This window comes from Hartmannibacter diazotrophicus (genome assembly GCF_900231165.1).
Taxonomy (GTDB): Bacteria; Pseudomonadota; Alphaproteobacteria; order Rhizobiales; family Pleomorphomonadaceae; genus Hartmannibacter; species Hartmannibacter diazotrophicus.
Genome location: NZ_LT960614.1, coordinates 3544392 through 3566406 on the forward strand (window position 1 = coordinate 3544392; position 22015 = coordinate 3566406).

At 63.6% G+C, this 22015-nt stretch carries 25 protein-coding genes; 11 read left to right on the forward strand and 14 right to left on the reverse strand.

Annotated elements, in window-relative coordinates; genetic code table 11:
* Window positions 1–200: 200 nt before the first annotated feature.
* On the reverse strand, window positions 201–1124 hold the full coding sequence (locus tag HDIA_RS16540) for a LysR family transcriptional regulator (protein ID WP_099557162.1): 924 nt from the start codon (window positions 1122–1124) through the stop codon (window positions 201–203).
* Between the two features lie 126 nt (window positions 1125–1250).
* On the opposite strand from HDIA_RS16540, the gene HDIA_RS16545 reads away from it, so the two are divergent.
* From HDIA_RS16545 to HDIA_RS16580, 8 genes are all read left to right on the forward strand, one after another.
* Complete coding sequence (locus HDIA_RS16545) at window positions 1251–2249, forward strand: ABC transporter substrate-binding protein (protein WP_099557163.1); 999 nt, start codon at window positions 1251–1253, stop codon at window positions 2247–2249.
* Complete coding sequence (locus tag HDIA_RS16550) at window positions 2246–3112, forward strand: ABC transporter permease (protein ID WP_245883907.1); 867 nt, start codon at window positions 2246–2248, stop codon at window positions 3110–3112. Before HDIA_RS16545 ends, HDIA_RS16550 begins: the two co-directional genes overlap by 4 nt.
* Window positions 3113–3122: 10 nt before the next feature.
* Window positions 3123–3947 carry an ABC transporter ATP-binding protein gene (locus HDIA_RS16555; RefSeq protein ID WP_099557164.1) on the forward strand — a complete coding sequence of 275 codons (825 nt, stop codon included), beginning with the start codon at window positions 3123–3125 and terminating at the stop codon, window positions 3945–3947.
* The gene (locus HDIA_RS16560) at window positions 3944–4699 is read left to right on the forward strand and encodes an SDR family NAD(P)-dependent oxidoreductase (protein ID WP_099557165.1); all 756 of its coding nucleotides are present in this window, start codon (window positions 3944–3946) and stop codon (window positions 4697–4699) included. The genes HDIA_RS16555 and HDIA_RS16560 overlap by 4 nt, the downstream gene beginning before the upstream one ends.
* Window positions 4696–5403 (forward strand): SDR family NAD(P)-dependent oxidoreductase, encoded by a 708-nt coding sequence (locus tag HDIA_RS16565; protein ID WP_245883909.1) that lies wholly within the window; start codon window positions 4696–4698, stop codon window positions 5401–5403. Before HDIA_RS16560 ends, HDIA_RS16565 begins: the two co-directional genes overlap by 4 nt.
* A 179-nt stretch (window positions 5404–5582) precedes the next feature.
* On the forward strand, window positions 5583–6356 hold the full coding sequence (locus tag HDIA_RS16570) for a creatininase (protein WP_099557167.1): 774 nt from the start codon (window positions 5583–5585) through the stop codon (window positions 6354–6356).
* 77 nt (window positions 6357–6433) lie between these two features.
* Window positions 6434–7336 carry an agmatinase gene (speB, locus tag HDIA_RS16575; RefSeq protein ID WP_099558961.1) on the forward strand — a complete coding sequence of 301 codons (903 nt, stop codon included), beginning with the start codon at window positions 6434–6436 and terminating at the stop codon, window positions 7334–7336.
* 41 nt (window positions 7337–7377) lie between these two features.
* Window positions 7378–7983, forward strand: a complete 606-nt coding sequence (locus HDIA_RS16580) for a DUF1989 domain-containing protein (protein ID WP_099557168.1) — start codon at window positions 7378–7380, stop codon at window positions 7981–7983.
* 217 nt (window positions 7984–8200) lie between these two features.
* On the opposite strand, the gene HDIA_RS16585 is transcribed toward HDIA_RS16580, so the two are convergent.
* From HDIA_RS16585 to HDIA_RS16610, 6 genes are all read right to left on the reverse strand, one after another.
* Entirely contained in the window at window positions 8201–8635 is a 435-nt protein-coding gene (locus HDIA_RS16585; RefSeq protein ID WP_245883911.1) for an NUDIX hydrolase, read from the reverse strand.
* A gap of 183 nt (window positions 8636–8818) precedes the next feature.
* Window positions 8819–10213, reverse strand: a complete 1395-nt coding sequence (locus tag HDIA_RS16590; RefSeq protein ID WP_099557169.1) for an FAD-binding oxidoreductase — start codon at window positions 10211–10213, stop codon at window positions 8819–8821.
* 47 nt (window positions 10214–10260) lie between these two features.
* On the reverse strand, window positions 10261–10767 hold the full coding sequence (locus HDIA_RS16595) for a c-type cytochrome (protein ID WP_099557170.1): 507 nt from the start codon (window positions 10765–10767) through the stop codon (window positions 10261–10263).
* Between the two features lie 133 nt (window positions 10768–10900).
* Complete coding sequence (locus HDIA_RS16600; protein ID WP_099557171.1) at window positions 10901–11830, reverse strand: sulfotransferase domain-containing protein; 930 nt, start codon at window positions 11828–11830, stop codon at window positions 10901–10903.
* A 93-nt stretch (window positions 11831–11923) separates the two neighbouring features.
* A complete protein-coding gene (locus HDIA_RS16605; protein ID WP_099557172.1) occupies window positions 11924–13291 on the reverse strand; it encodes a GAF domain-containing protein in 1368 nt (455 codons plus the stop codon).
* Window positions 13288–13842 carry a hypothetical protein gene (locus HDIA_RS16610; RefSeq protein WP_099557173.1) on the reverse strand — a complete coding sequence of 185 codons (555 nt, stop codon included), beginning with the start codon at window positions 13840–13842 and terminating at the stop codon, window positions 13288–13290. Before HDIA_RS16610 ends, HDIA_RS16605 begins: the two co-directional genes overlap by 4 nt.
* 255 nt (window positions 13843–14097) lie before the next feature.
* Here HDIA_RS16610 and HDIA_RS25990 point away from each other — a divergent pair, with 255 nt between their 5' ends.
* From HDIA_RS25990 to ftsH, 3 genes are all read left to right on the forward strand, one after another.
* A complete protein-coding gene (locus tag HDIA_RS25990) occupies window positions 14098–14229 on the forward strand; it encodes a hypothetical protein (RefSeq protein WP_281259954.1) in 132 nt (43 codons plus the stop codon).
* Between the two features lie 14 nt (window positions 14230–14243).
* Window positions 14244–15080, forward strand: a complete 837-nt coding sequence (locus HDIA_RS16615) for a universal stress protein (protein ID WP_157775696.1) — start codon at window positions 14244–14246, stop codon at window positions 15078–15080.
* Window positions 15081–15171: 91 nt separating this feature from the next.
* Complete coding sequence (gene ftsH, locus HDIA_RS16620; protein ID WP_099557175.1) at window positions 15172–17019, forward strand: ATP-dependent zinc metalloprotease FtsH; 1848 nt, start codon at window positions 15172–15174, stop codon at window positions 17017–17019.
* Between the two features lie 21 nt (window positions 17020–17040).
* Here the strand turns inward: ftsH and HDIA_RS16625 are convergent, their stop codons facing one another.
* The 7 genes from HDIA_RS16625 to HDIA_RS16655 form a co-directional block, all read right to left on the reverse strand.
* Window positions 17041–17343 carry an antibiotic biosynthesis monooxygenase family protein gene (locus HDIA_RS16625; RefSeq protein WP_099557176.1) on the reverse strand — a complete coding sequence of 101 codons (303 nt, stop codon included), beginning with the start codon at window positions 17341–17343 and terminating at the stop codon, window positions 17041–17043.
* A 93-nt stretch (window positions 17344–17436) separates the two neighbouring features.
* Window positions 17437–17811 carry a VanZ family protein gene (locus tag HDIA_RS16630; RefSeq protein ID WP_245883913.1) on the reverse strand — a complete coding sequence of 125 codons (375 nt, stop codon included), beginning with the start codon at window positions 17809–17811 and terminating at the stop codon, window positions 17437–17439.
* An 85-nt stretch (window positions 17812–17896) separates the two neighbouring features.
* Entirely contained in the window at window positions 17897–18343 is a 447-nt protein-coding gene (locus HDIA_RS16635) for a MarR family winged helix-turn-helix transcriptional regulator (RefSeq protein WP_099557177.1), read from the reverse strand.
* A 74-nt stretch (window positions 18344–18417) separates the two neighbouring features.
* Entirely contained in the window at window positions 18418–19476 is a 1059-nt protein-coding gene (locus HDIA_RS16640) for a sulfotransferase (RefSeq protein ID WP_157775697.1), read from the reverse strand.
* Window positions 19463–19840 (reverse strand): hypothetical protein, encoded by a 378-nt coding sequence (locus HDIA_RS16645; RefSeq protein WP_099557179.1) that lies wholly within the window; start codon window positions 19838–19840, stop codon window positions 19463–19465. Before HDIA_RS16645 ends, HDIA_RS16640 begins: the two co-directional genes overlap by 14 nt.
* Window positions 19837–20085 (reverse strand): ATP synthase subunit B family protein, encoded by a 249-nt coding sequence (locus tag HDIA_RS16650; protein ID WP_099557180.1) that lies wholly within the window; start codon window positions 20083–20085, stop codon window positions 19837–19839. Before HDIA_RS16650 ends, HDIA_RS16645 begins: the two co-directional genes overlap by 4 nt.
* Window positions 20082–21314, reverse strand: coding sequence for an arylsulfotransferase family protein (locus tag HDIA_RS16655; RefSeq protein WP_157775698.1), 1233 nt, complete (start codon window positions 21312–21314; stop codon window positions 20082–20084). The genes HDIA_RS16650 and HDIA_RS16655 overlap by 4 nt, the downstream gene beginning before the upstream one ends.
* Between the last annotated feature and the right edge of the window lie 701 nt (window positions 21315–22015).

The window sequence follows — 22015 nt, forward strand, 5'->3', positions numbered from 1 at the left end:
CATTTTTGAGATCTCTGTGCGCCGTTTGACGTCAACCCCCCAGGCAGCAAGCGTCAGGCCAGACGAAGCCACGTCGCGAAGCCCGAGGCGGATGGCACGGCAAGACACGTGCCCGGTCGCACGCCGCGGGCTCGAGCAACAATCTTGGAGGCAGCGGGGAAATCCCCGGAAGGTGAGCCAGAGCCGACGGTCGGGCTCGGTTAGTCGCTCGCCTGCGCCATCTTGATCATGTCCGCATGGCGCTTGAGTTCGTCGACGAAGCCCTGAACAAGCGGCAGATTGGTTCCGCTGCGCCGGAGCGCGGCGAAATGCAGGGACTCGAAACTGTAGAGTTCGGGGCGAAGGCGGCGCATTTCGCCCTGCCCGGCCCAATGGTCGCCGATATGGCAGGGCAGGAAGCCGATGAACTGCCCGGAAAGGATGATCATCGCCTGTGCCTCCATGTGGATGACGCTGGCGCTCGCCCGCGGATGGTCGGCCCGGTAGAGATCTTCCAGATGCCGATAGCCGCGCACGGAGAACTTCGCCTCCTCGATCTGGGTCCGCGTGATCTCGCGCGAGGGAAGATCGAACAGCGGATGCTGGCGGCCGCAATAGAGCCCGTGCGCCTCCCGGTGCAGGGGCACATAGGCCACACCCGGCGTCTTCTGGGAAAAAGGCCCGACCACCACGTCATGCTCGCCTTCGGCGATCGCGCGCTCCAGTTCGTTGGGAGTTCCAAGGGCGAGTTCGACGAACACGCCCTCCGCCTTGGCCATGAAGGTGCCGATCGCGGCCTGCAGCCCGAGCTTCGGGTTGGTCACCACGCCGTCGACAATGCCGACACGCAGCCGACCGACAAGCTGGCCGCGCGAGTTGCCCACCCGGAACTCGAAGGTCTCGATATCGCTGAAAAGCTGTTTTGCCGCTTCGTAGGTCGACTGGCCGAAGGAGGTCAGCCGAAATCCACCGCGCCCGCGCTCGCAGAGCGTGCCGCCAAGCTTGCGTTCCAGCGTCGCCAGATGGGTCGAAAGCGTGGAGGAGGAAAGGTTCAGCGCGATCTGGGCATCGGCGAACCCGCCCGCGTCCACGATGGTCGCGAACACCCGCAGCAACCTCAGGTCGATATTGTCCAGACGCCGCATGACCGCTCCTTGCACTGACATTCATACATTGGTAATTTTCAATCTATCTTTCCAATAATTCTGATTTTTCTCAATGTAAATCTGATGAATCATCCTCTCAACAATCACCAAAAGAGGATGGAACATATGAAGAAGACCGCGATTTTGGCCGGATTTTCGCTGTTGCTGGCGTCCTCGCTGGCCGGCCCGGCAAGCGCCGCCGATCAGATCCGCATTCTTTTCCCGACCTGGCCGGGCTTCGCGCCCGTCTTCGTCGCCAAGGACCTCGGGTATTTCGGGGCGGAAGGCCTCGACGTTGACGTGAAGTTCGAGGACGACCGCTCCAACGTCATGGCGGCGATGGCGCGCGGCGACATCGAGATGAACATGCGCACGGTCGGCGAGTACCAGGGCCGTCCGCGCGACGCCAGCACGCCCGGCGTCATCATCGGCACCATCGACCGCTCGCTCGGCGGTGACGGCGTCATCGTCGACGGCTCGATCAAGTCGGTCGCCGACCTCAAGGGCAAGACGGTCGCGGCCGAGCCGAATGTGCCGGCCTGGCTGCTGCTGCAGCTTGCGCTGAAGGAAAACGGACTCACCCTCAAGGACATCGAGACGAAGAACATCGTGACCCCGGACACGGTCGCCGTTTTCGCCGACAGCTCGATCTCGGCGGTGGCGACCTACGAGCCCTTCATGTCTCAGGCGGTCAAGACGATCACCCAGCGCGATCCGAAGATCCTGATCTCGTCGAAGGACACCGACATCATCGACGATGTCATCTCGGTGCGCCAGGACGACCTCAAGGCCAACCCGGACAAGTATGTCAAGTTCCTGAAGGCGCTCTACAAGGCGGTCGACTACTACAAGACCAACCCGGACGATTTCATCAAGCTCTCCGCGCCGCACTTCAACCTCAGCGAAGCGGAAGTGAAGGAAATCCTCGACACCTCACTCACCTACACCGGCTTCAAGGAGTCGCTTGAGTACATCGGCACCCCCGGCAAGCCCGGCACGCTCTACGGCATCTTTGACACGGTCATGCAGCTCAACATCGACAGCGGCGCCGCCGACAAGGCGCTCGTCGCCGCCGACCAGATCGATCCGTCGGTGATGGGCAAGCTCGCGGAGCAAATGAAGTGAGCGAAGGGGCAAGCCTCGCCATGCGCGCATCGTCGTCAAACGACACGCAGGACGGGGCGGCCACCGCCCCGGCGGCCGCGCCCCGCCAGCGCCTCTTCACCTTCCGGGGCACCTTGTCCCGGAGGGCTCAGCTCAGTATCGCCATCGGCGCCAGCCTCGCCCTCCTGCTTATCTGGGAGGCCATCGCCGACAGCGGGCTGATCAACCCGCTGTTCCTGCCGGCGCCCTCTGCCGTCGCTGCCGCCTTATGGCACATGACGATGCAGCAGGATTTGCTCTACCACGCACTCGTCTCCACCTGGCGCGTCTGGCTCGCCTTCGCCCTCTCGGTGGTTCTCGCGGTGCCGATCGGCATCCTGATGTCGAGCTACCGGCCGATCGGCGCCGCGCTCGAGCCGATCATGGACTTCATCCGCTACCTGCCGGTTCCGGCGCTGGTGCCCCTCTCCATCATCTGGTTCGGCGTCGGCGAGGAGACCAAGATCTTCCTGCTCTGGCTCGGAACCTTCTTCCAGCTGGTGCTGCTCGTTGCCGACGACATGCGCCGGGTGCCGCACGAGTATATCGAGATCGCCTGGACGGTCGGCGCCAGCGAGCGGCAGGTCCTCACGGACGTCGCCTTCCGCGCCATGCTGCCCAATCTGCTGGACAACCTGCGCATTACCCTCGGCTGGTGCTGGACCTACCTCATCATCGCCGAGATCGTCGCGGCCGACAGCGGTCTCGGTTTCGTCATCTGGACCGCACGGCGCTACATGAAGACGCCGGAAGTGATGGCAGGCGTCGTCGCGATCGGCCTCATCGGCCTGATCACCGACCAGCTCCTGCGCAAGCTCCACAAGCGGCTCTTCCGCTATCTCTGACAGGTGCGCCATGACCAGCCTCTCGTCCGCCAATCCGGCACCTGACCTGTCGGCCTCCGCCTCGGCGGCTCACGTCGCCTTCGACCGCGTGACCAAGACCTTTGGCCCGCTGCCGGTCGTCGCCGAGCCCTTCTCGCTGGCCATTGCCCGCAACGAGTTCATCGTCTTCCTCGGCCCTTCCGGCTGCGGCAAGACGACCCTGATGCGCATGGTCGGCGGTCTCGACGAGCCGACGAGCGGCGTGATCCGCCTTGCCGGCGAGATCGTCAGGGGGCCGGACTGGCGCCGTGGCATGGTCTCCCAGTCCTATTCCTCTTTCCCCTGGCTCACGGTCGCCGAGAACGTCGCCTTCGGCATGCGCTACCGCAAGGACCTGACGGCCTCGGAGAAGCTTGCCAGGCGCGATCACTACCTGGAACTCGTCGGGCTGGAGGACTTCGCCGACACCTATCCGAACCGGATTTCCGGCGGCATGCGCCAGCGCGTCGCCATCGCCCGCACGCTGGCGGCCGGCTCCGAAGTGCTCCTCATGGATGAGCCCTTCGGCGCGCTCGACGCCCAGCGCCGCGAGCGCCTGCAGGTGGAACTGCGCCGCCTGCAGCAGCAGGACGCCAAGACGATCATCTTCGTCACCCACGATGTCGAGGAAGCCGCCTTCCTTGCCGACCGCGTCGTCGTCTTCTCCAAGCGCCCGGCCCGCATCACCGCCCTTGTTGATGTCGCCAGCCGCCTCGGCCCCGATCGGCCGGTCGAACTGCGCGAGACGCCGGATTTCTTCGCCCTTCGCACCGAACTGCTCCATGCCGTCCGGCAGAGCGGGGAGGAGGAGGAATGATCACGGGCCTTGCCGGCCGCTCCGTCGTGGTGACGGGCGCGAGCCGGGGGATCGGTCGCGGCATCGCCAGCGCCTTCGTGGCCGCCGGCGCGATGGTGACGATCATTGCCGACGACCCGGCTGTGACCAGGACAGCCGACGAGATTGGCGCGACGGGAAAGCTCGCGGACATCACGGACGCCGAGGCCGTCCGCGAGGCTCTGTCCGGCCTCTCGGTCATCGACGTTCTCGTCAACAACGCCGGTCTTGAGCGCATGACGCCGGTGGACGGTCCCTCGCCGGAAACCGAGGACACCTTCCGCCGCATCCTCGACATCAACGTTGCCGGCACCTTCATCGTCACCCGCGCGGCCCTGTCGCTGATGACCGAGGGCGGGCGCATCATCAACACCGCGTCCGTCTGGGGCCGCGTCGCCGAGCCGCTCTTTGCCGCCTATGTGGCGTCCAAGCATGCCGTCATCGGCCTCACCAAGACGCTGGCGCGCGAACTCGGCCCGCGCGGCATCACTGTGAACGCCGTCTGCCCCGGCTGGGTGAAGACGGAGGCCTCGATGCGCTCGCTCGCCATGATGAGCGAAAGGTCCGGCGAAGGCACCGACGTCCTTCTTGAAGGAATCCTCGGTGCGCAGGCGCTGCCGGGCCTCATGGAGCCGGACGATGTCGCCGGCCCCTATCTCTATCTCGCGTCCGACTGGGCGAAAAACGTGACCGGGCAAAGCCTCGGCATCGATCGTGGGGAGGTTCCCTGGTGAAACCATTGTCCGGCCGCAAGGCCATCGTTACGGGGGCGTCGAGCGGCATCGGCCGCGCCACCGCCCTGCTCATGCTGGAACAGGGCGCCGAGGTGGTCGGCCTCGATATCGCGCCCGATGCGTCCCTGCCCTTCCCCTGCCTCGCGACAGATGTCGCCGACCGCGACTCGGTGAGGGGCAGCATCGCCTCGGCATTGGAAACCCTTGGCCGTATCGACATCCTGGTCAATTCCGCCGGCATCCAGCTCGACAGCCCGATGGGCGATCTCGACCTTCCCGCCTTCGACCGGATGCTCGGCGTCAACGTCAAGGGCCCGGTCCTCGTCGCCGAGGCCGCGCTGCCGCATATCCCCGAGGGCGGCCGCATCATCAACCTCGCCTCGGAACTCGCCTTCCTCGGCCGCGCCGGCTCCTCGACCTATGCCGCGACCAAGGCCGCGATCCTCGGCCTCACCCGCTCATGGGCACGTGAGCTTGGGCCCGGCATCACGGTCAATGCCGTCGCGCCTGGTCCGATCGACACCCCGCTCCTCCACTTCGAGACGCTCTCGCCTGAAGTTCAGGCGCTGGAGGTGAAGAACCCGGCCGGTCGCATCGGCCGGCCCGAGGAGGTCGCGGCCGTCATCGCCTTCCTCGCCTCCCCGGCGGCGAGTTTCATCACCGGACAGTGCTACAGCGCCGACGGCGGCGCCGCGATGCACTAGAGTAAATCCAGGAAAAGTGGGAACCGGTTTTCCATCCGGATTTGCGCGAAAACAAAGACATGGAGCATTTCCGTGGCTCCGCTCTGAACGGAAATGCTCTAGCGCCACGAACACCGCGGCGGCCACCCGCTACGGAACAAGAAACTGAATTATATCAGCAAGAAAGGACAAGAGAGACGATGTCCGACAGCGTCTTCATGTCAGAAATCACCTGGCCGCAGTTCGAGGAAAAGGTGAAGGCCGGCGCGCCCGTCTTCCTGCCCATCGGCAGCACGGAGCAGCATGGGCCTCACCTGCCGCTCGGCGTCGACATCTACCTGCCGACCGGCGTTTGCGAACGCGTTGCCAAGGAGGTCGGCGGCCTCGTCGCCCCGACCATTTCCTATGGCTACAAGTCGCAGCCGCGTTCCGGCGGCGGCGAGGTCTATCCCGGCACCCTCGGGCTCGACGCTCACACGCTCTCTCTCGTCATCCGGGACGTCGTCCACGGCCTTGGCCGGCACGGAGTCAAGCGCCTCGTCCTCGTCAATGGTCATTTCGAGAACTGTTGGCCGGCGGTGGAGGGCCTCGACCTCGGCCTTCGCGAACTGCGCCGCGACGGCTTCACCGGCATCACGGCCATGCGCCTTGAATACTGGGACTTCGTGAAGCGTGAGACGCTCGACAAGCTCTTCCCCGATGGCTTCCCGGGGACCGAACTGGAGCATGCCAGCCTCCTTGAAACCAGTCTCATGCTGCTGCTGCGCCCCGACCTCGTCGACATGGCGAAGGTGCCCTCCGACGGGCCAGCGAAATTCCCCAACTATGACGTCACGCCCTTCCCACCGGGCCTTGTGCCGCCATCAGGCGTTCTTGCCGACGCGCGCGGCTCGACGGCAAAAAAGGGTCAGTGGCTGATGGACGATCATGTGCCTCAGATCGCCGCCGCCGTGCGCAAGGAGTTCGGCCTGTGACCGTCAATCCTTCGCTCGAGGCCTACCAGCCGGTCGATTCCGGCATCGTGCCGCGCTTTGCCGGCATTTCGACCTTCATGCGCCTGCCCCAGTGCAAGCCGGACGAGGTCGACATCGCCCTTGTCGGCGTCCCGTTCGACGGCGGCACCACCAATCGTCCGGGCCCGCGCCACGGACCACGCGAGGTGCGCAACCAGTCGACGCTGATGCGGCGCGTCCACCATCACTCCGGCATCTCGCCCTATGACCTCGTGCGGGTCGGCGATTGCGGCGACAGCCCGATCAACCCCATCAACCTGATGGACGCCCTCGACAAGATCACCGGCTTCTATGACGAGATCCGCGCGGGCGGCGCCATTCCGATCACCGCCGGCGGCGATCATCTGATCTCGCTACCGATCCTGCGCGCACTCGGCAAGGACCGGCCCGTCGGGATGATCCACTTCGACGCCCATTCGGACACCTACGACAGCTTCTTCGGCGACAACAAGTTCACACATGGAACCCCCTTCCGCCGGGCCATCGAGGAAGGCGTCCTCGATCCGAAGCGCACGGTCCAGATCGGCCTTCGCGGCGCGATCTCGGATGCCTCGAACTACGACTTCGCCAGGGAGGTCGGCATTCGCATGATCTTCATCGAGGAACTGGTGAAGCGAGGCCCAGAGGACGTCATGGCCGAAGCGCGCGAGATCGCGGGCGGCAAGCCGACCTACGTCAGCTTCGACATCGACATCATCGACCCGTCCATGGCACCCGGAACCGGCACGCCGGAAATCGGCGGCATCCTGACCCGCGAGGCGCAGGACCTCGTCCGCCTGCTCGAAGGCGTCGACATCATCGGCGCCGACGTCGTCGAGGTCTCCCCGCCCTTCGACCTTGGCGGCATGACGGCGCTTGCCGGTGCCACCATGATGTTCGAGCTCCTGTGCGTCACCGCCAATGCCATCGCCACCGCGCGCGGCACGGCCGCAGCAGGCTGACCCGACCAACAACTTTCAAGAAACAAGATCATCCGAGGAGAATGAGCGTGTCGGATCTCATCACCATTCCCGCCCGTCGCGGCAAGGCCTACCGGGTCGCCAAGGGCGAGACCATCAAGGTCATCAACACCCACGGCGACCAGGTCATCGACACCTGGGCCTTCAATGCCGACGACCTCCACGAATTCATGTCGATGGAGCACAGCCGCGCCCACATCCTGAAGATCGTGCCGGCGGTCGGCGACACCATGCGGACCAACAAGCGTCGTCCGATCCTGACCTTCGTCGAGGATACGTCCGGCGGCGTCCACGACACCATCATCGCCGCCTGCGACAAGCACCGCTACAGCTTCCTCGGCCACGAGGGCTACCACGACAACTGCGAGGACAACCTCCACGCGGCCATGCACGACATCGGGCTCGAAGCGCCGGAAACGCCGAGCCCGCTCAATCTCTTCATGAATATCCCGGTGCAGCCCGACCGCTCGCTCTCCTTCGAGGCGCCGGTCTCCACGCCTGGCTGCTACGTTCGCCTCAAGGCCGAGATGGATTTGATCATCGCCTTCAGCGCCTGCCCGCAGGATATCCTGCCGATCAACGGCGTCGGCCACATGCCGACCGAGGCGCATTTCACGATCGAGAGCTAAAGCGTGTTCCGAAAAGTGGTCTCCGGTTTTCGGTCAAAAACACGCGACGAAACAGAAACCTAAAGCATGTCGCATGAAGTCGATTGAGTGCGATGTGCTTTAGGCCGCTTCCCGCGCCCCTGCGCGAACTTGAAAGCCCGGGTCGCTCTGGCCCGGGCTTTTTTTTGTTGTCGAACGCGTGCGAATGCCGGCTCCCCTCGGGGCCCGTGCGGCTGCCTCAATCGTTGAGCAGCCCCTTGTCGTGAAGACAGTCGAAGATCAGCCGGTTGACCGCCGACACCCGGTCCCGGTCGGCGTATCCGAGCCAGGCAGTCTCGGCGATCTCGCTCGCGGCCTCGATCGTGCCGCGAAAATCGGAGGAATAGCAGGTCATCCGCACGAGGACATCGGCGTCCTTGCCGTGGGCCTCCGCCTCGAACACGCCGAAATAGCGTATCGAAGCCGGGGCAATTTTGATTCCGAGTTCCTCATCGAGTTCACGCGCCAGCGTCTCGGAATCGCTCTCGCCGGCTTCGGGCTTGCCGCCGGGCAGGTAATAGACGTCCTTGCCTTTGGAGCGGGCCATCAGGACGCGCCCGTCGACGATATGCAGCCAGGCGATCTTGTCGATCACGGCCTTTTCGGCAGCAGGGGAGTTTGAAGCGATTGTCACGGGATGGGCAGCCTCCGCAATTGGACACCGACTCGACCGGTCGACGACCAAGTGTCAGGCCACCGATGCTGCATTGCAAGATCAACGGCAACGATTGTTCTCTACGTTTAACAGCCGGACGGTGTTGACGGGCGGGTTTCCGGCCCGATGGAGCAAGAGCCGGAAACCCGCCGCCGATCCGGATCAGGCCGCCGACATCGCCGCCATCGGAGCCGCCGCACCTCGGCGATGAGCGAACATGCCCGCCGGATCGTAGAGTGTCTTCAGGGCCTGGAGTCGCCGCCACGTGGCCGGCGTGTAGCAGCGCTCGAGCCGCCCTTCCCGCTCCAAGTCGCATTCGCCGACATAATGGCCGATCGCCTTGTCGCCGACGCGGTCGGAAGTGGCGCGCAACCAGGACATCCCGGCGCCGTCCAGCTCCTCCACCCGCCAGATCGCATAGGCGCAACCGAAGACTCGGCCCGAAAGGGCAAAGGCCATGTCCTCGCGTTTCGCCGTCTTGTCCCGCTCCGGCACCACCACGGCGAGTGCAAAGGTTTCCGGCGTCGGCGCGACCTCGACCTGCGCCGCGAGGTCAGCGACAAAGCTGCCCGAGGCCCCCTCCTCCCAGAAGGATTCGACGCCATAACGCGCTCCCTCGGGGAAATGGCCGGCGATGATGTCGTAGAGCATGTCGTAGCTCGTCGGGATCTCCTCCTGGATATGCAGCGCTCCCACAGGCGCCGCATCGGAGATGCGCGACAGAGTCGCCCTGGCCTCCGCCTCGCTTGTCGCGAAAACGGTGGCAATCCCGCTCACGACCTTGGAAACGGCCCCGGCCAGCGGCGGCGGCGGGCTCGTCATCGTCACCGTGAACTCGAGGTTGTTCGGGCCATCCTCGACCGAGGCGGCCATCCAGTCCCTCACCTCTGCAATCCGCCCGAGAGGATAGGTGAAGACGCTGGTGGTGATGTGACGCCGCAGCGGCTGCAGCTTCAGCCGGTAGCCGGTCACGATGCCGAAGAATTCCGGCCCGCCGCCGCGCACGGCCCAGAAGATGTCGGGGTGTTCCGTGGCGCTGACGCGCCGCAGTTCACCGTCGGCCAGGACGACGTCGACGCTTTCGACATTCTCACAGGCCGCGCCCCATTCGCCGGAATTCCAGCCAATGCCGCCACCGAGCAGATAGCCGCTGACGGCGACGCTGCCGCAGTGACCGGCCGGGAAGGCAAGCCCGATCGCTTCCAGCGACCGCACAAGCTCCCGGTTCACGACACCGGGGCCGACCTCCGCCACGCGGCGAGCCATGTCCACCGAGATGTGGGCAAGGCCGGAAAGGTCGACGACGATGCTGTCCTGCAGGGCGATGCCCGAGCAGTTGTGGCCACTGCCCCGCGCCGAGACGTGCAAACCGTGCGTCGAAGCATAACGCACGACCGCTTGCACATCTGCGGCGCAGGCAGCCTTGACAATGATCTGTGGTGAGCGCTGCGGCTTGCGCCCGTTCCACAGCAGCCCATTACGGGCCGTACAATAACTGTCGTCGGTGTGCGTGAGAACCTCGCCGCGCACCGAGCGCTTAAGAATTTCAATAGTCATTTCAATCTCATAAATACGTCATGGAAAATGGCAGCGGGCCGCGAAAATTACTGCGGCATCGCAACGGTGAGATAAGGCGCCTTGGGCGTCTCTTCGGGTCCTGCGACCGGCGGCACCGCATTGGCGACCGGCGGAAGGCTCTTGAGGAAAGTGGCAAGCGCCATGGCGTCCTCGTCCGTCAGCCTGGAATAGGCGTGATAGGGCATGGCCGGAGCAAGATGACGACCGTCGGGACGTACGCCCGTGCGCACCGCCTTGACGATGTCGTCCTCGCTCCAGGTTCCAAGCCCCGTCTCGGCGTCGGACGTCAGGTTCGGCGGCCAGAAAAACCCGAGACCGGGGATCTGGAAGCCGACATCGCCGCCGGAGAGCGCATGCTCGAAGTCGGGCTTGCCCATCATGGAGCCCGGCGTATGACAGCCGTTGCAGTCCATGATCGTCGCGAGATATTGGCCACGGGCAAGGATTTCCGGCGTCGCCACCGTCCCGGCCATCGCCGTCGAAGTCGTCAGGGCGAGCGCCAGCGCACCCGCGAAAAATGATTTTGCGGACATGAAAGTCTTCCTGGTGTGAGTATGGATTCGGAAGCCGGGCCAATCCGCCCGGCCGTCCGGTCTTGAGGAAGGCGGCGCCACTGTTGGACGACGCCTCGAAAACCTGTCCCGAAAATACCGGGCAGGACAGACGTCAGGCCGCGTGGCGCTCGACGTCGGAAAGAACGCCCGTTGCCAGCCAGCGGGCGCAGTCGGCACCGAGATTTTCGAGCGCAAGCCGCTCGTATTTCTCGCTTTCTTCCGCCGACAGCACGTCGCGCCAACGCCCGTTGGTGCCTTTGTGGATGAAGGTCTCCGCACCGCCGTCCCAGAAGATGCCGCCAAGCGGGGCGCTCTGCGCCGCATGCCGCTTCATGTAGTCGAAGGTGCAGTGCTCGACGATCGCCGGCCACTTGGCCTCGTCGATCTCGATATCGAGGAAGGCCGCGATCCGCCGCATCTCGCCGGGCATGTCGGCCTTGAGGGCCGAAAAATGCACCAGCATCACGTTGGGAAGGTGGCGAATGTTCCACCAGGACTGGATGTTCTCCCAGAACGGCCAGAAGGGATGGCCATTGCGGTCGAGCCAGTCATGATAGTAGTCGCGGATCGATTCCGGCGGACGCTCCAACCGTTCGCCAACCCGGCCGGGCGCATCGTTGAGCGCGGCATAGAAGGCTTCGTTGGCATTGGCGTGGTGGTTGTAGAGGCTCCACAGCACGTCACGCCCATCTCGGCCGATATAGATGTACTTGGCCTGCGGTGAGAAGACGAGCGCGTCGACCGGCAGGTGCGTCTTGAGAAAACGGCGATGCGTCTGGGCCTCCATCGCTGCCAGCTTCACCTCCTTCGGAGGGACCCGCAGGTCCAGCCAGGGCGAAATCTCCGGAACGCTGACATCCTCGGCACCGTTGAAGATGAGCTGTCCAACGATCTGCTGCGTCCAGGTCGTGCCGGACTTGGCATAGGTACCGATGACGATGTCGTCGGACCGAAACTGAAAATTGTTCCAAATTGTTGAATCAAAATGATGATTCTGCATCTCACGCTGTTTGCGCGGCTGCAGGTCACTGGCAATATGCATCTGATTGACCTCCCGTCTAATCGACGAGAGGAGAATTACAGCGTTGTAATAAAAATTACTCGCTAAGAGTTTCTGTACCAAACACTAAAATTATCATAAGAGCGCGCCGGCCTGTTCCGCGCCCGCGCCCATGTTCTCAAGTTCGGGCTTGCAGGTGACGACAAGGCGGAATCGCCCCCGGCCGCACTTCTCGATACGGATCGGCCCGTCGCGCTCGCCAAGACGCCGCTGCAACAGGACCAGACGCGCCTCCAGGTTTTCCGCATGCTCCGGCAGCCGGAGCTGCGGATCGAGCCTCAGCTCGCGATTGGTGAACTCGTCCCGCCCGCTGTCGGCGAACTCGCGGATGATCTTCCAGAAGATGGCGCCGGCGACGCCCTTGATCAGATAGTCGTGGTCGAGAAAGATGCTGTCGTCGGCCTCGTAGTGACGGACCGCGACGACGCATTCCCCGCTTGCCTCTGGCGTGGCAACGCTCTCGGGAACCTCCGCGTCCGCGTGCTGCACCTGCGGGATCATCAGGGCGAGACGATCGGCGACGAGCGCGAGCGCGTCCTCGTCGTCGTAGCGGAACCGGACGGGTTCGGCGCTTTCGGCGAAGAGAACGCCGATCGTGCGTCCCTCCAGAACAATCGGCAGCGCGATCTGGCTTTCCGGCGCCGGCAGGCCCGGAAACGGAATGACGGTCGCCTCGGCCCAGGCCATGCCGAAGTGAAGCGCCTGCTCGCGCAGGCAGGCGCCGTAGCGGTATTCGCTCGTCATGTGCCCGATGCGGATTGGCAGCCGCTCGCGCGCGGCAACGCCGATGATACCCTCCCCCATCACCACTTCCGAGCCGATGCCGGAGCGCGGATAGCCGCAGGTGGCGACCGTGTAGAGCCGCCCGGTCTCCTCGTCGAGCATGAGCACCATCGCCTGCTCGATCCCGAAATGACGGCTGAGGCAAAGGAGTGTGCGGTCGAAGAGCTCGCCGAGATCGCGGCAACCCGCAAGGTCGGAGAAGGTCCGCCGGACCGAACTCAGGCGGCTGCATGGATCGAGCGGCGAGACCAGCGTCGGACCGTGGACGGGAACGATGCTCAGAACCTTGAAGACATCCGAGCCGAGCAGGCGGAAAACGCTCTGCATGCCCGCATGCGAGGCGATGCCCGCAAGCCTTGCCTTCATGCTCTCGAACATCGGCCCGCTCGTCTGCGTTTCTTCGTAGAGCAGATCGAGCTGGAATTCGGCCATCGTGATCGGATCGATGACCGCAATCGAGGCCCGGCCGTTGGAGAGAATATTCGCACGGGTCTTGTTGAAGAACTGATAGCTCAGCGCGACATGATCCCGGTCGACATAATGAACGTGGGAAATCAGCGACACGTTGGGCACGCCGTCGTTGTCGCAGGTGGCCATCACCGACGGCACGGCGCCTTCGAGACAGTCGCGGATGGCATCGAGCATCAGGGTGCCGGTCATGCCTTGAGCGCGCTCCCGGCGCTCGGGCCCGGCGTCTGCACGAAGGCCTGCTCGGGCATGAACTCGATGGCCGTCAACTCGTGGCGCGCGCTGGTGCAATAGATCGTGGCGAACTCCGTCGACTCGCCGCACTCGATCAGTTCGTCGCGGAATTTTCCCCGTTGCACCTCGACGGCAACGCCGTCCTCGTTCTCTGCCGGCACGACGCGCGCCGATCCGGCCTTGAGCTGGATCGAGCGATGGCTGGTCGGCTTGGTGAAGGTCACCGCAATTCCCGCGCCCTCGGTCAATGCCTTGAGCAACGCCTCGTTGGCCGTCCTTCTCAGCATGACGCGTACACGGCCTTCATGATCGATCCGGCAACCGAGCCCGCGGCCGGAAACGGGGAACCCGCTGCGCGGATCGCGGGTGCCGAGGACGACGCTGAGGCCGCTTTGGCAGAAGACCGCGACATCGGGCGTCAGAATGCCGTCCGCCAGGGTCGGCCCGACCCACGACCGCCGCGCCGACAGTTCTTCGAGCGGCGTTGAAGGATGCTTCTCGCTGGACATGACCAAGCGGCCCTCGTAACGGGCGCAGGCGGCCCGGACCGGTGAATCTTAAAGGCTTCTTAAATAGCATGCGGCCCGGCCGCCAGAAAGTGTTTCGATACAGTCCACTATGGAATTTGGCTATTGGGCTGAACGGCCTGCGACCGCCTTGCGGGAATACCGGTCATGGTCCGAAAAAGGCGCCGATCGCGGTGCGGCTCAGGCGAACATTTCCCCCTCTAAATGACGAGGTCTGATCCCCGCCGGAATATTTCTTTGCGCGAATTGCGCTCGATCAAGGAGTTGTTCGCCGAAGATGATTACCTGAAAAAAGGATATGGCATGACAGATGCCAAAAAACGCCGATCGCCGCCGAGTCCAAACGGCAAAGGCGAAGATCGAATTTGACAGGGAGAAATCATATGCGGTCTCAGTTGTTCGTGCCCCTTCTGACCTATCCGGACCCGACCTCGACGACGTTCACCGAGCACGCGGCCGCTCTGGCCAAGTATCTCGGCGCGGATATTGTTGCCCGTGTGGTCGACATCGACATCAAGACGCCGTCCGCAGCCTTCGGCGGACTGTTCCTCGACGTGCCGAAGATGGTGGCCGAGGCCGAGGACGCAAGCCGCGCAGACGGCGAGAACCTGAAGGCCGCGATCGAGACCGAAGCCGGCAAGGCGGGCGTCGCCGTGACGACCGAGGTCAAGCGCTTCCATCCGGAAGAAGCCTGCCCCATGGCGGCCGTCGAAGCCCGTTATTACGACCTGTCCGCCATCGGCTGGGAGCCGCACCACGAGCGCGCCTACGAACTGGCCGAGAGCCTTGTCTTTGATTCCGGACGGCCGGTCGTCCTCCTGCCGGACGCCTCCAACATGGACCGCCTCGGTCATATCGCCATCGCGTGGGATGGCAGCCGCGCCGCCGCGCGGGCTCTCGCCGACGCCGCGCCGCTGCTGGCCAAGGCCAGCGCCATCTCGGTGATCATGGCGATCGGCGACAAGGCGCTTCCGGAAGAGAATATCGCCGAGCATCTGGTGCATCATCTCAAGGCACGTGGACTTGAAGCCACGTCCCATGTGGTCGACGCTTCGGCCGATCCGACCGGCGGTGTCATTCAGCGCCGCGCGCTGGAGCTTGGCGCCGGCCTGCTGGTCATGGGCGGCTACGGTCATTCGAAGTTGCGTGAGTTCACGCTCGGCGGCGTCACGCGCGACATGCTGACCGATCTGCGCCTTCCGGTTCTCTTCTCCCATTGAGGAGACCGCACTAGGATGGCCCCGGTCGTGTAAACGGCCGGGGCTTTTTCGTCCGCGTCAGGCGGCTGGAAAACTAATCAGGACCAATCCAATGCCCAGAAAGCCGGAACAGAAGAAGCAGGACGTCATCATCTGGTACGTCCTTGCCGCATTCGCCGGCATGCTGCTGCTGCAATGGATGATGTCGTCCTACACCGACATCGCGACCATCCCCTACAGCCAGTTCGAGAAACTCGTTGCCGACGGCAAGGTCACCGAGGTGACGGTCGGCGAGAGCACCATCCAGGGCAAGGTGAAGGAGCCCCTGAAGGACGGCTCGACCACCTTCATCACCACGCGCGTCGCGCCGGAACTGGCGGACCAGCTCAGCAAGCAGGGCATCGTCGTCACCGGCATTCCTTCCACCGGCTGGGTCGGCTCGCTCCTGTCCTGGGTCCTGCCGCTGGTCTTCTTCTATTTCCTCTGGAGCTTCTTCTTCCGCCGCTTCGCCGACAAGCAGGGCTTCGGCGGCCTGATGACCGTCGGCAAGTCCCGCGCCAAGGTCTATGTCGAGACCGACACCAAGGTCACCTTCGCCGATGTCGCGGGCGTGGAGGAAGCCAAGTTCGAGCTTCAGGAAGTGGTCTCCTTCCTGAAGGACCCGACGACCTACGGCCGGCTCGGCGCGCGCGTCCCCAAGGGCATCCTGCTCGTCGGCCCGCCCGGCACCGGCAAGACCCTGCTTGCGAAAGCGGTTGCCGGCGAAGCGGGCGTTTCCTTCTTCTCGATCTCGGGCTCCGAATTCGTCGAAATGTTCGTCGGCGTCGGTGCCGCCCGCGTGCGCGATCTCTTCGATCAGGCCCGCAACGCCGCCCCCTGCATCATCTTCATCGACGAGCTCGACGCCCTCGGCCGCAGTCGCACCGCCTCGCCCATGGGCGGACAGGACGAGAAGGAGCAGACGCTCAACCAGCTCCTGGCCGAACTCGACGGCTTCGACCCCAGCACGGGCGTCATCCTGCTCGCCGCCACCAACCGCCCGGAAATTCTGGATCCGGCTCTCCTGCGCGCCGGTCGTTTCGACCGCCAGGTCCTCGTCGACCGCCCCGACCACGCCGGACGACTTGCGATCCTGAAGGTCCACGTGCGCAAGGTGAAGGTCGCTTCCGGTCTGGACCTCGACAAGATCGCCGCGTTGACGACCGGCTTCACCGGCGCCGACCTCGCCAATCTCGTCAACGAGGCCGCCATAACCGCGACGCGGCGCGGCGGCGAGACGGTCACGCTCGACGACTTCACGGTGGCGATCGAACGCCTCGTTGCCGGCCTTGAGAAGAAGAGCCGCGTGCTTCGGCCGTCCGAACGCCGGCGCGTTGCCTATCACGAAATGGGCCATGCCCTGGTGGCGGCGAGCCTCCCGGGTGTCGATCCCGTCCACAAGGTCTCGATCATTCCGCGCGGTGTCGGCGCGCTCGGCTACACCATGCAGCGTCCGACCGAAGACCGCTTCCTTCTCGCCCGCACCGACCTTGAAAACCGCATCGCCGTGCTGATGGGCGGCCGCGCCGCCGAGCAGATCATCTTCGACGGCGACATCTCCACTGGCGCGTCCGACGATCTGGAACGGGCAACGGAAATCGCCGCCGAGATGGTGACGCGCTACGGCATGAACGGGACGGTCGGCCAGCGCACCTATGCCCGCCAGCAGCAGCAGTTCCTTGGCGCATCGCAGGACCGGATGGTCTCGGCCTCCGAGGAAACCGCCCGCGAGATCGACATCGCTATCCGCGATCTGGTGGAAAAGGCCGGCAAGGAGGCGCGCGAGATCCTGGAACGGCGGCGCGGCGATCTCGATGCCGGCGCGGCGATGCTGCTCGATCAGGAGACGATCACGTCCGATGATTTCGCGCCTTTGAAGCCCGTTCCGGAGATTGCCCTTGCCCCGGTCCAGACAGGGTGAAGCAAAGCGCGGCCTCAGGCCTTATTGGCCGGAGGGCTGAAAGGTGCGCACGACCTCGTACATTCCAGGTTCGAACGTCGCGATGGTCAGCGCCTCCTGAAGAAAAGGCAGCGGACCGGGATCCTGACGCATGGCCTCATAGTCCTCCACGCTGCGCCATTGCGCGTACATCGTGACCTTCGTGCCGTCGAGACTGCGGTGAAGCGTCGAGGAAATGAAGCCCGGCGCCCCGCTGACGAAACCGTCGGTCGCGCGCGTCAGCAGGTCGATGAGCCGCTGCTGGTTGGCGGGCTCGACAGTGAAGACGTTGATGAGATTGATCACAGACTGGACCTTTCGGAGCGGCGTTTTGCTCCAAGAAAACTGAAATGCAGGCCGTATCTGCGCCTGATGAATGACGCATAGGCCGCGGCCGCCTCACCGTCTTGTCATTTTGTTCGCAGCCCAGCCGACGAGCACGCCGGCCACGGCCCCCGCGGCCTTGATCTGCGCGTCGGCCATGTGCGCATGCCGGGTCGGCGACAGATGCTGCAACGCCTCGAAGCCGAAGGCGCTGCAGACCAGAATGACCGCGCAAAGCACCCAGAGGCGCGGGTAGGCCAGCACGAAGAGCAGTGTCGTGATCATGAAGGCCATCGCCCGGTCGACATCGACGGGCAGAAAGTCATGCGGACGAAGCTCGATGGGAACGAGGGTCGCGAAGACAATTCCTGCAAGGGAAAGCCACGCCAGAACCTTGAGAACGCGAAAGACAATCATTCCGTCTGGATAGACGCTGCCGGACGTCCGCAACAGGATTTCCTGCCCGGGACGCCGAGAACCCCGAACACAATTGCGCGACTGGCAACCGGACGGCGGTCGCAAGCTCCGGTCAACGTCAGGAAAGAGCCGTGAGACCGTCCCGGATGACCGAAAAATCGAGATCGGGTCGTTCTGCCTCCAGCGCGGTATGCTCCGCGCTCCAGATCGGCAGCGCCTCGGCCAGCACCCTCCGGCCGGCTTCCGTCAGGGACAGACGGCGGCTGCGCCGGTCGTCCGGATCGGGTGTGCTTGAGACCCACTCTCTGCGCTCCAGCGGTTTCAGGGCCGCCGTCAGCGTCGTCCGGTCCATGGCGAGCAACGCGGCGACGGACCCGAGCCCCGGCGGCTCGGGACGATTAAGCGACATCATCAAAGAGAACTGGCCGTTGGTGAGACCGACGGGCTTCAGCGCACGGTCGAAGCGGCGGGCAAGCGCCCGCGCCGCCCGCTGGGCATGCAGGCAGAGACAGGTGTCGCGAACGAAAAGGGTCGTCGAATAAGGGACAGGGGAATCGTCAGCCATGCAGCAACAATGTTGATATCAACATAGACAGTCAACACGACGTCTCGTCACGCTGCTGACCGATGGCTCTATTCCTATAATCCCAAAGCCCGGCGCGCGCGGCCCGCAAGACGGTCGTAAATCGCCGATGCCCGATCGACGAGTTCCGGGAACGCGTCGGCCTCGCCGCGCTTGTCGCTGATCACGAAGGCCTCGTTGGATTCATCGTCCGGCGATCCGGCGTCGCTCAAGGCCGCAAGCCGGCTCCACACATCCGGATTCTGGCAAAGATCCTCGTAGCAGACGAAGATCGCGTCCTCCGGGGCGTGCTCCTCGAGCCATCCGTAGGTCTGGCACCAGAGTTCGAGCCAATAGCCGATCCGGTCCCTCGAGAGGGCCTTCAGCCGCTCGGCGCCGTCCGCCATCATGCGGAACGGCCGATGATCCTGGCCGAATTCATGATGCCCGAGCCAGGTCATGTAGGAGCGAACGAAGGAATCCTTCTCCTGCTCCTCGATGAAGTTTTGATCCTGCCTCAAGAGCGACGCCGCATGCGAAATCGGATTGCGGAACGGGATCAGGATCACGGCGTTCGGAAAAGCCTGACGAATGGCCTTCAGCCGCAGGATGTTGTTGTTGTTCTTGGAAAGGTAGCGCGCGTCCGGCCGGCCATCCGAGGCAAGGATGGCGGCCACATAGGAGCGGAACTGACCGATGACGTCCGCATCCGGGGTATGCGGGGCAAGAAACGTCTTTCCGATGTAATTGCCGCCGTCGAAGATCCGCCAGAAGACCTCGTCAAAGCTCTCCGGGCTGTCGACATCCACCAGGATCCGGTCGCCGTGGGCCCGCTCCGACGCCTCGATCGTCTTGGCTGAAAGACCGGAAAGCTTGGCCCAAAGGTTCGGAGCGAGAATGAACGGCATGTTGCGATAGGTCAGCGAACAATACTGCCCTGTCGCATAGAAGCGGCGCATCAGGATCGTCGTGCCCGCGCGTGCCAGCCCGGAAACGAAGACATGCTTCTCGTTGGTGACGTCACGGGCCTTCTTGTCGATCGACTTCTGGTCCAGGTCGAAACTCAGTTCCGCGATCGGCACGACCTGGAGCGCCGCCCGGTGCAGCATGCGGTCGAGAAAACTATACGAAGGCACGCAGCAAGACCTTTCGCAGCGAAAAATACAAGGTTGCGAAAACGAGGCTGAAGCCGATCCCCCACCAGCCGAGAATGAAACTCTCGAACCCGCTCGATATCTGTTCAAAAAGCAGGACCAGCGCGAAGGCGATGGCCAGGATCACGATTAGAAGCCCGGCCAGCTTCAAGGTCGAGGCAAAGGTGGCGCGGGCGTAGGCGCCCATCGCCTTTTCCTTCCAGTGATCGGAAATCGCCTTTGCCCTCAGGACGCGGGCCGCACGCTTGCTCGCGCCGCTGACACCCAGGACGGCGCCAGCCAGGGGCAGCCGCACCGCAAGTTCAACCAGCAGCACGCAAAGGATTGCTGTCAGAAGCCAGTTCACGAATTGCCTGATCCCGTGACGGCCTCGGACTTCGCCTCGTTTGTCTCCAGCTGGGCCGGCTTGCGCTTCTTCAGCATCCGCTTGATCGGGTACCAAAGGATGGCGAAGAAGGCCATGAAGACCGAGGCAATGATGCCGAGAACGACCGTGATCGCACCGGCTCCGGCACCCGGACCGATGTAGGCATAGGCCGGCGAACAGACCAGAACGAAGGCTGGCAGAAGAAGCAGAGCCGCATTTTTCATTCGCATTTCCAGGTATCCTCTTTGAAGTAGTCCATCGGGAACCATTTCATCTCCGACAGCGTGTAGTTCAGGGTGTCGCTGCCGGGTTTCAGGTTGGCCATTTCGAAGACGGTGTCTCCATTGGCATCGACCTCGAACGCGCGAGCCTGCTGCGGGCTCGTCACAACAAGCGTGCCGTTATCCAGCATCTCGATCTTGCCGCGAATGCGGGAATAGAAGTCGTGTTTGCTGCCGTCGAACAGAACCTTCGTCTTGAAGGTTCGCGGATCGATATCGAGAACTTCGCTGAAGTCGCGACTCATCCGGTTGTTGAAGGCCATGATCGTGCCGTCCGCCAGCCAGTCCGGATCATGCTGGCGCTGCGTCACCCCGACCCGCCACCATTTGATCTTCAGCGTGTCCGGGTCGACCACGAAAATAAGGTTCAGCGAGCGGGAACTGATCAGCAGGTCGCCGGCCTCGAAGCCGAGATCCTTGAATTTGTCGGCATAGGCGGCGGGCAAGGGATCGACGTCGTTGAGGTGATGAGGTTCCTCCATCCACTTGCCGGACGTGTTGCGCTCGTTGTCGCCGAGATAGTTGCCGTGCAGTTTGCGAACCTCGAGGATGTCGATCATCGGGTTCTTCTCGATGATCTCGTCCATCGTGATCTCGCGGACAACGCTGCCGTCCTTCACGGAGACCTGCGTCAGCGTGACCAGATCGCCCAGAGTCCAGACCGTCTCCTGCGTATCGTCCAGGTTGACCGTGTGATTGTAATGGCCGCGCACGGCCCACATCCGGTGGCCGCAGGCATCCTGGCGCTGCAGGGACATGCCGCCGTCGAAGGCGTAGACCAGCGAGCCGTCCTTCAGCACGTCCACCCCGTGTGGGAACACCCTGTAGCGCGGCTCCGGATCCTTGTCCCCGATCGGGATCTCGTCCAGCGTCCACATCCGCACGACTTCGAGATCGGGCGAAATCAGCAGCGCCGCATTCTGGACGTCGCCGTCGAGCCCGAACGCTCCGATCGCGATGCGCCAGCCCTTGGTCATCCTGGCCGGATCGGCCTTGATGACGAGACCGGGCAGATCGATCCCGGGCGCGGAACGGATTGGCGTGAAACCGGTGTAATCGGCCGTCGGGTCACGCAAGACCCGGATCTGCTCGTCCTTGTAGTTGCCGCTCGCAAAGCCGTAGATCTCGCGCAGCACATATTTCGCTTTGGTGGGGAAACCGGCGACGGTCACAAAGGTGTCGCCGAAAGCCTTCTCGGAGAGGCCTCCTTCGATCTTGGATCTGACGACCCATCCGAAAAAGACCGTGAATATGGCCCAAAGGAGGAAGCAAAGAAGAAAAAGCCAAACTGGCAGCCGGCGTTCCATCCAGTCAGAGACTCCCGTCGATACGCATGAACTCAAACCATCTCAAAAGGCGAGACGAACGAAATTTCATTGAGCCGCCCCCACCTTGAAACGGGCCTTGGCTCCACCCTCCCCGCCAGAAACAAAATCCGCCAACTTCGGCGCCCCGCAGTGCAAGGCGTCGTCATCTGGCTCCCCTCTCCCCCCTGGGCAAATGTGTGACCGCAGGTAATCCGACCAGCGGCTCTGATAACCGCTACAACCGAAAACCGGCCATTTTAGGAACCTGCATTACCTCCGCATCCGGCCCTTCCCGCTGCAACCCACGACGAGGTTGAGCCGACAAGTCGAGTCAGCAGGAGTCTCGCCTCTCAAACCTGTCAGTTTCCTGTCAAACCCGGAAAGGTTTCGCGGCGAACAGCCATTTTTTGGCCATGCGCCACGGCCCTCGGGCAGGAGGAAACCGGCTGGCGGGCACCTTAACCATGAAATTCCCGCAGTTTCGGGCCAATCAGAGATTCACTTTATATTGTAATAACTTATGTCAGCAACTATAGCCTGCAGGAAGGCCTCGGACAAAACCGCAT